Origin of the sequence: Chryseobacterium sp. CCNWLW53 (assembly GCF_037083525.1) — a bacterium.
Lineage (GTDB): Bacteria > Bacteroidota > Bacteroidia > Flavobacteriales > Weeksellaceae > Chryseobacterium > Chryseobacterium lathyri.
The window spans coordinates 410,157-424,121 of record NZ_JBAOJR010000005.1; the positions used below are offsets into that span (position 1 = coordinate 410,157).

Sequence of the window (13,965 nt, forward strand, 5' to 3'; positions counted from 1 at the left end):
AGTAAATTCTTAGTTCAGGATTTCATTCATTTGTGTTAAAATAATGGGTTTTCCATCCGTTACCACAATGGTATGTTCGTGCTGTGCCATATAACCGCCTTTGTTTCCTACCATAGTCCAACCGTCATTGAGCTCTACAGCAAGGTTTGAAGATGTTGAAATAAATGTCTCTATGGCCACCACAGAGTTCTTTTTGAACCGTCTGGAATCGAAACGGTTTTTATAATTAAACAGCTCATCAGGCTGCTCGTGTAAGCTTTTCCCAACACCATGCCCGGCAAGATTCTTAATCACTTTAAAACCTCTTTTCTTAGCTTCAGTTTCCATGAGAAATCCAATATCAGCTATTTTTACACCTCCTTTTATAGAATTGATGGCTTTTTGTAAAATATCTTTGGAAGCATCTACCAGTTTTTGGTGGGAATTAATATCTTTTCCAATAACAAAAGAACCTCCGTTATCTGCCCAATATCCGTTAAGTTCTGCTGAAACATCAATATTAATCAGATCTCCTTCTTTTAAAATCCGCTCATCGGTCGGAATACCATGACAAAATTCATTATCCACACTGATACAGGTCCAACCAGGAAAACCATACGTTAAATAAGGAGCTGATTTTGCACCAAAATCTGAAAGGATCTTCGCCCCGTATTCATCAATTTCTTTTGTCGTCATACCGGGTTGGGCATAATTCATCATTTCTTTTAAGGTATAGGCTACAGCTTCACTCACTTTCTGCATTCCTGCCAATTCATGTTCATTCGTTATTGACATTGTTGTTTCTTTTGGTTATATGGATTTTTTTTCACGAGTTTAATACCCTTTGAAAACGACAAAGTTAAGGATTTGAAATTATTTACCTCATCATATAAGTGTATCATTTTTTTCACCACAGAATCAAAACAAAAATTCATAATAAAAACTTATTGAAATTGAAACCCAATAAAAAACCGTCTCAACTTTCATGTGAGACGGCTTCCTGTAAAGGTATCAACAAATATATTTAATTAATAGGCATAAAAAGGAATGCCCTCTGCTACATAATTAATTGGAGTTCCGGGATAAGTAGAATAATAGTGATCTCTTTCACTTCCGCTATAGAACTGATAAATAGGTTTTTTTGAACTGTCCATTGTTGCATAAAATGCAATTCCTTCATAGGCATATTGGTTAGGCGTTCCAGAATGAGTAGAATAATAGTGGTCTCTTTCGCTTCCACTGTAGAACTGATAAACCGGAACGGTATTCGGAGCTTTATAAGTATATGCTTTAAACTGCTCGCCTTCAGCCTGATAATTATAAGGTGTCCCAGGAGAAGTTGCTAGGTAATGATCTCTGTCGCCAGGACTATAAAAACCGTAGACCGGAACAGGAATATAATCTAAGAAAACTTTATTATCAATCAAATATTGATTGACATATGCCTGAAGCTGAGCTTTTTTAACCGGATCTTTTACTAAATCATAAATAAATACCAGTCCATTATTTCCAAAATCTACCAAAACAGCATTATTTACAGTAGAACTGTTTTGCCAGTTGGCGATATTGATTTTAGGATTGGATTGGTCCAGGTTCAATTCACCGATCAGGCCTTTTGCAGGATCTCCCCCTCTTGTTCTATATGATAATTTTCTGGAGAAGTTTTTGTGTGATTCCGCTGTATTTACATCGTTCTCTACATTGACATCAAAAATACCTTTCATTCCGACTTTCACACCGATTCTGGCTGCACGGTCACGGGATTCATTAGTTGTTTCAGATTGGAATATAACATCCATTTTAGCACCCGTATAAATGTCTACCGTTACGTGTGTACCATAATCCTGGACAATTTGCTGAGGTGTTTTTGTCTGTAAATCCTGCACAAATTCGGGAGTCAGGTAGTCTCCCAACATACCTGTTGTTGCATTGAATCTCAATCTTCTTTGTTTGATTAAAAGATTGTAGCTTCCATAAATATATTTTGCATCAAACTTATTGGTGTTAGTCACTGCAGAATTAAAGCCCACTGAAAGTGTTTTCTTAAATAATGGGATACCAGCCGTTACATCCACTTTGGTCGACACCATTTTAGAATAGGTTTCGGCATTTTCACCATACTCTTCTACATAATCTTGTGAAAGTGTATTTTCAGCAACCAATCTGGGACCTTGCTCAGCTTTGAATCTGTCAATATCAATTACTTTAAAACCTGCTGCACTCGCATTTGCATATTCACCCGCGGCATTATAACCATGTCCCAGAACATCATACTGCCCGTCACCTGCAAATTTTCCGGCGGCTATACGACTCTCTTTTCCAAGGTTCTCAGATGTCACTTCAGTGTTCAACTCCTCCGAAGAACATGAAGCCATGAAAAGCAACAGCAATGTGCTGAAGCAAAGTAAAATTTGTTTTTTCATAGTTATTAAAATTTTCAACAAAAGTAATATTCAACACATGGTGAAAAAAGTAAAACAATATGATATATATCACTAATTAGGGATTTTAATAACTCATGAGAAGAGCCCATGTAAATGATAGATAGAAACAGTCTAAATTTAATCGGTACCATTTCTATATCTCCAACATTTAGAGTGTGTTTAAATTTTAAGCAGGTTCTAAATGTTTTTAAAAATTTGATATATATTTATCTAAAATTTATACATGTTAGAAAATTTCGAATTCTATCTTTTTTTGGTTCTGCTCATCACCATGCTTATTATGCTGGCGAAAAAAATTAAGGTCGCCTATCCTGTCTTGCTTGTGTTGGCGGGGCTTTTAATAAGCTTCATTCCGGGCGTACCACCCATAAAAATAGAACCGGAATTAATATTTATCATTTTTTTACCGCCCTTATTGTATGAAGCAGCCTGGTCAACTTCATGGAAAGAACTTTGGCGGTGGCGGAGAATTATTTTCAGTTTTGCTTTTGTCGTTGTATTTTTCACCGCGTTATCGGTTGCTGTCTTCGCTAATTATTTTATTCCGGGATTTTCTTTAGCTCTAGGCTTTTTATTGGGCGGAATTGTTTCTCCACCCGATGCAGTAAGTGCCGGTGCGATTTTAAAGTTTGTAAAAGTACCCAAAAGACTGGCTTCCATTCTAGAGGGCGAAAGTTTGCTGAATGATGCTTCTTCTTTAATCATTTTCCGGTTTGCCATGATTGCTGCAGCAACCGGACAATTTGTATGGCATGAGGCAGCAGGAAGTTTTGTATGGATGTGCATTGGCGGTGTAGGAATAGGACTTATCATCGCATATATTTTTCTGAAAATGCACAAGATTTTACCCACTGATTCAAACACTGATATTTTACTGACTTTTATTGCGCCCTTTTCGATGTATCTGGCAGCAGAGCAGCTTCACGCCTCCGGAGTTCTGGCGGTGGTAAGTGGCGGCTTATTCCTCTCTTATCGCAGTCATGATTTTTTGAGCAGCGCCTCCAGAATACGTACCGTAACGGTTTGGGAGAGCTTTTGTTTTTTACTGAATGGAATTGTTTTCATGCTCATCGGCTTAGATCTGCCCGAGATTGTTTCCGGTTTAGGTGACACCGATATTTATACGGCAATCGGTTATGGAGTTGCGGTTACCGCAGTTCTGGTTATTGTAAGAATTTTTGCCGGCTATGCAGCGGTGGTTACGACCTTAATTATGAGAAATTTCATCACCGTTGCAGACGCACAATCTCCTGGCTGGAAAACGCCAATGATCATTGGCTGGACGGGAATGAGAGGCGTAGTATCTCTGGCCGCAGCACTTTCAATTCCCCTGACTTTAGATGACGGGACGCCTTTTCCACAAAGAAACCTGATTCTTTTCATCACATTTGTCGTGATTCTTTTAACATTGCTTGTTCAGGGACTTACACTTCCTTTTTTATTAAAAAAATTCCCGCCAATCGACCGGGATTTTGTGAGAAGTGAAAAAGAAATTGATTATGAAATTCAGAACAGTCTTGCTCAGGTGGCAGTTGATAAAATCCATAGTGATTATGCTCACAAAATAGAAAGCTTCCCGGCATTAAAAGATCAATTACAGCAATACGAAAAACAACTGAGCAGTTCAGAAATCATCATTAATTACAATGAATACCGGAATATTTATATTGATATTCTCGAAACTCAAAGAATCTGGCTTATTAATAAAAACCGCGAAGAACTTTTACTAGATGAAGAAATCATTAGAAAACATCTTCGCTTGCTTGATCTTCAGGAGGAAAGATTGAATATGAAAAGTTAGAGCTTCTTATACTAATAGGAGTATCTTTAAAAGTAATAATAAAAAACTGCAACACTTTTATAGTATTGTGGTTTTTTGTTGTAATCCCGTCTGTAATGTCCCTGGTGTATTTAAGCAGACGGGTTATTTTTATTATGTTTGTATAAAAATACAATTATGAAACTCTTTACATTATCTGCATTATTTTGCTTTGTAACTGTTTTTTCTCAAAAGCAGTTTACTATCGGTATTTATTGGCCTCCTGATCTTTCAAATTCATTTGTTCCCGTACCAGGAAATTATCATGGTACAGGGAAAGCAGAGATAAGTCTGAAAACAGATGGTGGTTTTTGGCTTGTAAATAAAAATACAAGTACAGTTAACAATGACTATGATAATGTATGGGATTATAAGGGTCCGGAAAGGGGTGGTCCTACAGATATACCCGCCCCAGCTGATTATGATGGTGATGGAATAACAGATATGGCAGTAAAAACAGCAGGAGGATTATGGATAATTGATTATGCAGCAGATGGTTTTCACGGATGGGAAATAACTTACAGCGGTTATGGAGATGCAACCAATCATCCTGTACCTGCTGATTATGATGGTGACGGAAAAGCTGATTTGAGTGTTAAAAATGATGTGGGATACTGGAATATTGATTATTCACATGATGGCTATGACCTATCAACTAATGGCTGGGATTATTCAGGTACTCAAAGAGGAGGAGTTACAGATATCCCTACTCCGGCTGATTATGACGGTGATGGAATAGCAGATATGGCAGTGAAAACAGCTGGTGGTTCATGGCTTATTGATTATGCAAAAAATGGATTTAACGGTTGGGATGAAACATTTACAGATTATGGAGACGCAACCAATCACCCTGTTCCGGCTGATTATGACTATGACGGAAAAGCTGATTTAAGCATTAAAAATGATGCAGGATACTGGAATATTGATTATTCGCATAACGGTTTCAATGGCTGGGATTATATCGGAGCTAAAAGAGGAGATGTCACAGCCATTCCTGTTCCGGCTGATTATAATGGAGACGGATATGCAGATTTAGCAGTAAAAACAGCAAGTAATTTGTGGCTTATAGATTACTGTGATCCTGCAAACACAAATAATTATTTTGGAGGATGGGAAGTATTCAATGATATGAACCTGTACACAACTATTGATGACATTGGTGAAACCACCGAAGATATAAATGCTGTCGGACAAGTAAAAGATGCCGGGATTAATTTACTCATTACTCCAACAATAATGTTTACAAATAGTTTCTTTATGCAGGATTATTATCTTAAAATTGCAGGAATGAACGCCATGAAAGTTACTATAACCAATCATAACTTATATGAAGCTTCAGATCCTGGACTTTCTACTGCTGATAATCAGAAATTTGTTAACCATTTTAAAAATGACATATCTTCATCCCTTAAAGAAAGTATTTTTGGAGTTGATTTTAAAGATGAACCTAATCTGACCGATGCAGCAAATATAAACCAGTGGATTAGTTACCTGCACAGCAATTACAGCGAAAAGCCTTTATTTTTAAACCTTCTTCCAAGATATGGTGCTTTTCAAAATGATACAGAATACCAAGAATATCTTGATGCTTATATAAATACTAATAGTACAGATATCATTTCATTTGACCATTATCCATTTGAAAGCAATGGTAATTTTATAACAAGTTATTTTTATAATTTATCGGAAGTTAAAAAGAGAATTACAAATCAATCTTTCTGGGCTGTGATTCCTGCTGATAAAGATCACTTGTTTTCTCCCATTGAAAATCAATTGAGATTTCTGGCTTTTTCTCCCATTGCATATGGAGTTAACGGAATTACATACTGGCCTTACAGACAAGGATTTAAAGATGACAGCCAAAAATATAATTACATAAAAAAGATCAATACCTATCTTAGAAATAATATACAGCCTATTATATCCACGACTTTCAATACTAAAACACTACATAAGACTAATACCACTCTGAATACTAATTATCCTTTCAGTAATGACGAGCTTTTGCTAAATAATAAACAGATCGTAAAAGATATTGATAATGATAATACTCTTGTCGGAATATTTGAATCGAAAATTACCAATAATACTAAAACCATCTATTTATGGATTGTAAACAAAAGTATCGGCACAAGTATTAGTAATCTGAAAATTACCCTAAATGGATATCTGGTTGATAAAATATCAATAGGACCTCGTTTTGATACTAATGATAATGGCTATACCAATATATCAAATGCAATTTATGATGCTGTGTCAAATTCTACAATTTTCACTGTATCAAATGTTTTACCCGCAGAACCAATAATTATTAAAATCAACAGACACGAAAAGAAACTCCTTCCTGATTATAATGGGGACGGAATTGCAGATATGGCAGTAAAGACAGCTGATGGCAGGTGGCTTATTGATTATTATAATAAAAACAGTGTTGATAAATTTGATGGTTGGGAAGAAACATATACAGGTTATGGAGATGATACCAATCATCCTGTTTCTGCTGATTATGACGGTGACGGAAAAGCTGATTTAAGCGTTAAAAATGATGCCGGATACTGGAATATTGATTATTCAGGGGATGGCTATGACCTGTCAACCAATGGATGGAATTATTCAGGGGCTCAAAGAGGAGGAGTTACTGATATTGCTGCTCCGGCTGATTATGATGGTGACGGAATAACAGATATGGCAGTAAAAACAGCCGGTGGCTCATGGCTTATTGATTACGCAAAAGATGGATTTAACGGTTGGGAAGAAACGTATACAGGTTATGGAGATGATACCAATCATCCTGTTCCTGCTGATTATGACGGTGATGGAAAAGCCGACTTAAGCATTAAAAATGATACGGGATACTGGAATATTGATTACTCACATGACGGTTATGATCTGTCAGCTAATGGCTGGGATTATTCAGGGTCTCAAAGAGGTGGAATTACAAGCATCCCAGCTCCTGTTGATTATGATGGTGACGGAATAACAGATATAGCAGTAAAAACAGCCAGCGGAATATGGTATATCGATTATGCATATAACGGCTTTAATGGTTGGGATGAGAACTATTCCGGTTATGGAGACGCAACCAATCATCCTGTTCCTGCTGATTATGACGGTGATGGAAAAGCCGACTTAAGCATTAAAAATGATGCGGGATACTGGAATATCGATTATTCACAGGACAGTTATGATTTGGCAATTAATGGATGGGATTATACAGGGTCTCAAAGAGGTGGAGTTACAGACATTGCCACTCCGGCTGCCAGAAATAGTAACAATCTTTCCGGAATTAAACAGATCGCAATCAATTCCTCTAATAGTATTGTTATTAATTATTATCTGAATAATGATTACAGCAATGCAAAAATTATAATTTATAACAGTTTGGGAAGATCTGTATCCGAAAAAGATTTATCCCCTAAAAAAGGAACAGGAAATATTGAATTTACTGCAGAAGAATTAATTTCAGGAATTTATTATTGTACATTAATACTCAATAAAACTGTGACTGACACTAAACAGATGTTGGTAAAATAAACTTCAATAAGTAATAACTAAAACAAAAAGATCGACTAAAACCTGTTGTGTGTTGTTAATGTTTAAGAAATAACTTAGCTAAAAAGCAGGTTATGGCAAAGATCAAGAATAGTCAATTAATATCTCTTGATTGATTAATTACACATAAGTCAGCTTCACCTACTCATATATTTTTCCAAAATACTATGAAAGACTGAACTTTAGTATAGAAATAAAAAAAGCACTCTATTTGAGTGCTTTTTAGTGGTCCCACCTGTAATGTCCCCCGTGTATTTATGTGGGATTAGAGGGAGTTATATTTACTTTATATCAGCTATCTATAAAAATATTGGAGTTGTGTAGAGTGCTGTGGATGTAGATGGGTTTAAGCGTGTTCAGGGAAAACTCATTAAATTACGGAAAACCGTATCATAACTTACAATACTTTTTTTATTTTTGATAGAGTATACATATAAAAGAGACATACAATCTCTCTTTACTGAGTTATTGAAAATTAAAAAAAACTAATAATATAAACTATGGATTTTAACACAACTGAAATTAATGCATTTATCAATGATTATGTTTCTAAATTAAGACAAGGGACCGCAACAATTTTTTTGGGAGCAGGTATGTCAAAAGCTGCGGGGTTCGTTGATTGGAAAGGTTTATTAAGAGACTTAGCTACAGAACTTGGTTTACGGGTTGATGAAGAAACAGATTTAATTTCTGTTGCTCAGTTTCATAAAAATAAAAATAACAATAGAAACAAAATAGATGAAAAAATAGTAGATGAGTTTACAGATTCTGATGTCGAAACTGAAAATCATCGTATTATAGCCAGACTGCCCTTTTCAACAATTTGGACAACAAATTATGATGATTTAATTGAAGATGCCCATGAAAAAATACATAAAAAAATAGATGTAAAAAGCGAGGTGGATGATTTATTCATAAACAAAGGCAATAGATCATGTATTCTTTATAAAATGCATGGTGATAAAGATAAGCCAAGTAAAGCTGTTCTATTAAAAGAAGACTACGAGAAATACTATTATACACACGAACCATTTATCTCTATTTTAAATTCAGAGCTTATAACAAAATCTTTTTTATTTGTTGGCTTTAGTTTTACCGATCCCAACATCAACTATATATTTGGGCGTCTTACACATAGGTATAGTGATAAAAGCAAAGATCACTATTGCATTATGAAAAAGACAGCACTGAGTGACTGGGATAATAACACAGAAAAATTCGAATACGAAAAAATAAAACAAGAGCTATTTATTAAAGAGCTAAGTAGATACAGAGTTCAAACTATTTTAATTGAAAACTATGCAGATTTAACACTATTATTAAAAGAAATCGAAAAGAGATACAACTCGCATTCAGTTTTTATTTCCGGTAGTGCTATAAATTATGGTGATTTTACACAACAAGAAGCTCAAAGTTTTATTCATTTATTATCGAAAGAAATTATTAACAATAATTTAAATATTGTGAATGGCTTTGGCTTAGGTGTAGGTAGTGCGGTAATAAATGGAGCTTTAGACGCTATATATTCAAATCCTAAAAAGTTTTCAGAAAACCAATTAATTTTGAAACCATTTCCTCAATTTCCTTCAGGTGGTAAAAATTTAGGAGAATTATGGGAGGAATATAGGCAAAATATGATATCAAGAGCTGGCATATCATTGATTGTTTTTGGTAATAAACAAGAAGGTGATGATATTATAAATGCGGATGGTGTAAGAAGAGAATTTGAGATTGCAGTTGAAAAAGGCTTGATTCCCATCCCTTTATCTTACACTGGCTATATGGCAAAAGAAATTTTTGATAAGATATCACAAAACCCTACAGAATACAATTTGACTGAAGAAATTTACACAGATATTTCAAGGTTAACAATCCAAAAAGATAACATTGAGGCATCAGTAAAAGAAATTATTTTGATTATAAAAAAGATAGCTAAGTAATGGGAAGAAAAGTTTTTGTGTCATATAAATATGCAGATACACAAGTTCAAGATTTAAATATATACGAAGAGAATTGGTTCGGAAATCAAACTAAGATTCAGACAAAAGCAAGGCACTATGTCGATGAATTAGCTAAGATTTTAGATAATGAAGATCATATATTTAAAGGTGAAGATGATGGTCAAAGTTTAGCTGACTTCTCTGATGAATATATCGAATCCTCCCTTCGAGATAAAATTTATGATAGCTCGATAACAATTGTATTGGTCTCGAAAGGGATGAAAAAAATTTGGGAAGCGGAAAGAGAACAATGGATACCGTGGGAAATTTCATATTCTTTGAAAGAGTATACAAGAAATGGACGTACAAGTTTGTCTAATGGTATTATAGTAGTTGTTCTTCCAGATGAATGGGGAAGCTATGAATATTATATTACCAATGACAATATTTGCAATTGCAGATCTTTAGATACATCATTTCTGTTTCAAATATTAAAAGACAATATGTTCAACGCAAAATCTCCTACAACTGCGAGCTGCTCAAATGGATCAACAATCTATTACGGTGACAGCAGCTATATTCAATCAGTAACATGGGAAGATTTTAAAAAGAATCCAAATTTCTATTTAAATAAAGCGATTGAATTACGAGATAAAAAATATGACTATAATATAACTAAAATCGTGAAATAATTATGAGTTATATAACCGAATCAAAATTAAAATCTTATAGACCCTCCATACATTCTTCATATAAAACTACAAGCTCTGTATTAAGAGATTTTAAAAATGAAACTAAGTCTTTCAAAACAAAAATATTTCTTTCCCACAAACATGATGAAATGCAGGAACTAGAAGGAGCGATTGCTTTTCTTAAAAACTTTGGTGTCGACATATATGTTGATTGGCTTGATGAAGGGATGCCTAAAACTACTTCGGGGCAAACTGCAGTTAGAATCAAAGAAAAAATAAAGGAAAATCATAAGTTTATTTTATTGGCTACAGAAGCTGCGATTAATTCTAAATGGTGTAACTGGGAATTAGGACTTGGTGATGCATCAAAATACATTCAAAATATTGCCATTTTCCCAATTAAAAAAGATTATTCTGAATTTTCAGGAAGCGAATATTTACAAATATATCCATATATAGACTACTTGGAAACATCCAGATATATAAATGGTCATTATAGAGGTTCTGGTGCATATGTTGTTTTCCCCAACATTAATGGTAACAACAAAGTAATAACCCTCTCTGAATGGTTAAGATCCAGATAATTAATATATTTTATAAAAGAATTGACAAATCTAGCTTAAAATAACTTCAAAAAACAAGAAATGTTATATAAATATCAATTAGTTTTATTAGGAGAAAATAAGGAGCTCTTTAAAGAAATAAAGTTATCCTTACAAAAATCATTTGATGAATTAAAAATCATTATTGATCTATTAAAAATAATAACTACAGATAATATTGATGAATATTCTGGAGGTCAGCCTGCTTTTGTTATTTATTCAGGTAATAAAAATAACTTAGACAAAAAAACTTTAGAAATTATAGAACATCAGAAATTAGATGGAAATGTTATTTTGCCGATCTATTACAATGATTTCTATGAAGAAATGCCTGAATTATTATATAACCAAAATGGTCTAAAATTCAACAATAATGTTAGTAAAATACGCAATATTATTTTAGAAGGGTTCGAATTATTAAGAAAAAATAGGAAGATATTCATTTCCTATAAAAGATCAGAATCTAGTAATATAGCTATTCAGCTTTACGAATTTTTAGAACAAAATAATTTTGATGTATTTATAGATACTCATTCCATAGATAAAGGAGAAGAATTTCAAGAGGAACTTTGGCACAGAATGACCGATTGTGATTTAATTCTAATGTTAAATACCAAAGGATTCTTGGATAGTGATTGGTGTAAACAAGAATTGGACAAAGCCCACGTAAAAAGAATAGGAATAGTGCATCTTTTATGGCCAGATTCTGATTTTGCTGATTTTGCTCATTTGGGGTTTTCCTTAAAATTAAAAAATTCAGATTTTGAAAAACCAATTTTTTCAGATTTAACCAAAGGAAAATTAAAACAAAACAAATTAAAAGATATTATTGATCTTGTTGAAAGTTCTAGAGCAAGAAATTTAGCATCAAGGCAAGACGCTTTAATTACAGATTTTACTCAAGCGGCTCACAATAATAAAGTCGAAGTAAATCTCCAATATAGTAGATATATCACTCAACTATTAGATAATGGGAAAATAAAAGTATACATTCCAACTATTGGTATTCCTCAATCTATTAATTGTCATAATTCTCAAAAGCTTATCAATAAAATTGAAAATAAGGAAATAGAATCGATCACATTAATATATGATGAAATGTCAATAAGAAATTATTGGTTGGAACATCTAGAATGGTTAAATAAATATTTGGAAATTAAAACACTTAGAAAATTAGATTTTAATAAACACTTCTCAAATTAAACAAGCTATGAAAAATATATTTTTATCAGCAAGTATTCCTTTACCTGAAAGACATCCTAAATATTATAATACAGCAGATATTATTGCAATTAGAGATGCTGTAATAGCACTAGCAAGTTTGGTTCTATCAAAGCACAGGATTATTTGGGGAGGACACCCCTCAATCACACCTTTAATTTATTATGTAATTGAACGGACTATTCAAAATGAATTTTTAGAGAAAGATTTTGAAGAATTAGATTTAGAAGAAGAGAAAAAAGCAGTTGAAAAAAAACTTAAATCAACAATATCTAAGCATGTTATATTATACCAATCTCTATTCTTTAAAGATAAATTTCCTGCAGACAATGATAAGTTTGAAAATATAGTTTATACGGATAGCGCCGGTGATATTCAAAATAGTATTCACTTAATGAGGGAGCGTATGTTATCCGACTATAAATATGATGCAGCTGTTTTTATAGGAGGAATGGATGGTATCGAAGTTGAATATAGAATGTTCATTGAAAAATATCCTCATGCATTGATTCTACCAATCGCAAGTACTGGTGCAGCAACAAAAATTGTATATGACAGTATTTTCCCTGAGCATAAAAAAAATGAACGGTTTGTCAAAGATTATGGCTATATGTCCCTTTTTCAAAAATTTTTAATGGACAATATGGCTGATCTGTAGAAAAATATTTATAAATACTATAATAAATGTGTCTCACACCCAAATAAAAAGACAACTTCGTCATACTCTTCTTCAGATCATTCTAATTTCAAATTAAATATGATCCACTAATATTATACAAATAATCAACGATAGAGATTATTAATAATTTAACAGACTCAATAATTTAAAACAAACAACAAATATAAAAAACATTAAATTACGACAATTTGACATACAAATATCTCATTAATCTGAATTATCATTATTAGGTATATAATTTGAGTTAAAAATTTAAATAAAACTAATACTAATTTTAACTCAAATTACTATGCAAGAAAAAGAAATACAAGAGATTACAAATGAGGTAACTCAAATTTTACTGAAAAAAAATGAAGATTACGGAGGTGCTAGTTTTGATTTGGGATTAAATGGAAATATGGTTCATTTATGGGATAAAATTAGAAGATACAGAACACTTGTAGAAAATGCTATGAGGGGAAAAGCTCCTAATTTTGAAACAATAGATGATACATTAAAAGACATTATCGGATATGCTGTTATTGGGTTAATTATTTCAAAAAAACAAAAAGATGAGAAAAAGTAAAACTAAAAATATTTTTATTAGCCATTATCACAAAGATGACAAACATGTCCAACAGTTGAAAAAACGACTGAAAGATGCTGGATATAATGTACGAAATTCGTCAGTAGATAGTACAAAATATCAAAATACAAAACCTAGCACAAAATACATTCAGCGTCATTTATCTCGTTGTGTCAGATGGTCAGGAACATTCATTTGTTTAATTGGGGAAAAAACTCATTCACGCCCTTGGGTCAATTATGAAATAAAACAGGCAAACAAATATGGGAAAAATATTGTTGGTATATATAAGCATGGGTGTAACAACAATGTAGAACTTCCAAAGGAATTTAAAAAAAATGGAGGCCCTACTATAGGTTGGAATTCATTAGACAAATTAACAGACGTATTAGATGGTAAGAGCTTTCCTCAGGAATGTCCTGATTCTAAACCATCATCTCCTATATTTCCTATAACTAGAATAAACTGTTAA

At 33.1% G+C, this 13,965-nt stretch carries 11 protein-coding genes; 9 read left to right on the forward strand and 2 right to left on the reverse strand.

The features are described from left to right. Positions 1-9: 9 nt before the first annotated feature. Positions 10-774: a type I methionyl aminopeptidase gene (gene map / locus V6R96_RS17950; protein ID WP_336379778.1), complete on the reverse strand. Its 765-nt coding sequence runs from the start codon at positions 772-774 to the stop codon at positions 10-12. A 233-nt stretch (positions 775-1,007) separates the two neighbouring features. Then, complete coding sequence (locus V6R96_RS17955) at positions 1,008-2,402, reverse strand: MAC/perforin domain-containing protein (RefSeq protein ID WP_336379779.1); 1,395 nt, start codon at positions 2,400-2,402, stop codon at positions 1,008-1,010. 244 nt (positions 2,403-2,646) lie between these two features. On the opposite strand from V6R96_RS17955, the gene V6R96_RS17960 reads away from it, so the two are divergent. From V6R96_RS17960 to V6R96_RS18000, 9 genes are all read left to right on the forward strand, one after another. Continuing rightward, a complete protein-coding gene (locus V6R96_RS17960) occupies positions 2,647-4,224 on the forward strand; it encodes a Na+/H+ antiporter (protein ID WP_336379780.1) in 1,578 nt (525 codons plus the stop codon). Between the two features lie 156 nt (positions 4,225-4,380). Further along, a complete protein-coding gene (locus V6R96_RS17965; protein WP_336379781.1) occupies positions 4,381-7,776 on the forward strand; it encodes a VCBS repeat-containing protein in 3,396 nt (1,131 codons plus the stop codon). Between the two features lie 518 nt (positions 7,777-8,294). Further along, a complete protein-coding gene (locus V6R96_RS17970) occupies positions 8,295-9,734 on the forward strand; it encodes an SIR2 family protein (RefSeq protein ID WP_336379782.1) in 1,440 nt (479 codons plus the stop codon). After that, complete coding sequence (locus V6R96_RS17975; RefSeq protein ID WP_336379783.1) at positions 9,734-10,426, forward strand: TIR domain-containing protein; 693 nt, start codon at positions 9,734-9,736, stop codon at positions 10,424-10,426. Before V6R96_RS17970 ends, V6R96_RS17975 begins: the two co-directional genes overlap by 1 nt. A 2-nt stretch (positions 10,427-10,428) precedes the next feature. After that, on the forward strand, positions 10,429-11,010 hold the full coding sequence (locus tag V6R96_RS17980; protein WP_142724212.1) for a toll/interleukin-1 receptor domain-containing protein: 582 nt from the start codon (positions 10,429-10,431) through the stop codon (positions 11,008-11,010). Between the two features lie 60 nt (positions 11,011-11,070). Next, complete coding sequence (locus V6R96_RS17985; RefSeq protein WP_336379784.1) at positions 11,071-12,231, forward strand: toll/interleukin-1 receptor domain-containing protein; 1,161 nt, start codon at positions 11,071-11,073, stop codon at positions 12,229-12,231. A 7-nt stretch (positions 12,232-12,238) separates the two neighbouring features. Continuing rightward, positions 12,239-12,907, forward strand: coding sequence for a hypothetical protein (locus V6R96_RS17990; RefSeq protein WP_336379785.1), 669 nt, complete (start codon positions 12,239-12,241; stop codon positions 12,905-12,907). Between the two features lie 310 nt (positions 12,908-13,217). Further along, positions 13,218-13,493: a nucleotide modification associated domain-containing protein gene (locus tag V6R96_RS17995; RefSeq protein ID WP_336379786.1), complete on the forward strand. Its 276-nt coding sequence runs from the start codon at positions 13,218-13,220 to the stop codon at positions 13,491-13,493. Beyond that, entirely contained in the window at positions 13,480-13,965 is a 486-nt protein-coding gene (locus V6R96_RS18000) for a TIR domain-containing protein (RefSeq protein ID WP_336379787.1), read from the forward strand. Before V6R96_RS17995 ends, V6R96_RS18000 begins: the two co-directional genes overlap by 14 nt.

Excerpts from the sequence above, each read along its gene's own strand:
- V6R96_RS17990 (WP_336379785.1), top strand. The coding sequence starts at position 12,239 with ATGAAAAATATATTTTTATCAGCAAGTATTCCTTTACCTGAAAGACAT.
- V6R96_RS17985 (WP_336379784.1), top strand. The coding sequence starts at position 11,071 with ATGTTATATAAATATCAATTAGTTTTATTAGGAGAAAATAAGGAGCTC.
- V6R96_RS18000 (WP_336379787.1), top strand. The coding sequence starts at position 13,480 with ATGAGAAAAAGTAAAACTAAAAATATTTTTATTAGCCATTATCACAAA.
- V6R96_RS17975 (WP_336379783.1), top strand. The coding sequence starts at position 9,734 with ATGGGAAGAAAAGTTTTTGTGTCATATAAATATGCAGATACACAAGTT.
- V6R96_RS17960 (WP_336379780.1), top strand. The coding sequence starts at position 2,647 with ATGTTAGAAAATTTCGAATTCTATCTTTTTTTGGTTCTGCTCATCACC.
- map (WP_336379778.1), bottom strand. The coding sequence starts at position 774 with ATGTCAATAACGAATGAACATGAATTGGCAGGAATGCAGAAAGTGAGT.
- V6R96_RS17995 (WP_336379786.1), top strand. The coding sequence starts at position 13,218 with ATGCAAGAAAAAGAAATACAAGAGATTACAAATGAGGTAACTCAAATT.
- V6R96_RS17965 (WP_336379781.1), top strand. The coding sequence starts at position 4,381 with ATGAAACTCTTTACATTATCTGCATTATTTTGCTTTGTAACTGTTTTT.
- V6R96_RS17980 (WP_142724212.1), top strand. The coding sequence starts at position 10,429 with ATGAGTTATATAACCGAATCAAAATTAAAATCTTATAGACCCTCCATA.
- V6R96_RS17955 (WP_336379779.1), bottom strand. The coding sequence starts at position 2,402 with ATGAAAAAACAAATTTTACTTTGCTTCAGCACATTGCTGTTGCTTTTC.
- V6R96_RS17970 (WP_336379782.1), top strand. The coding sequence starts at position 8,295 with ATGGATTTTAACACAACTGAAATTAATGCATTTATCAATGATTATGTT.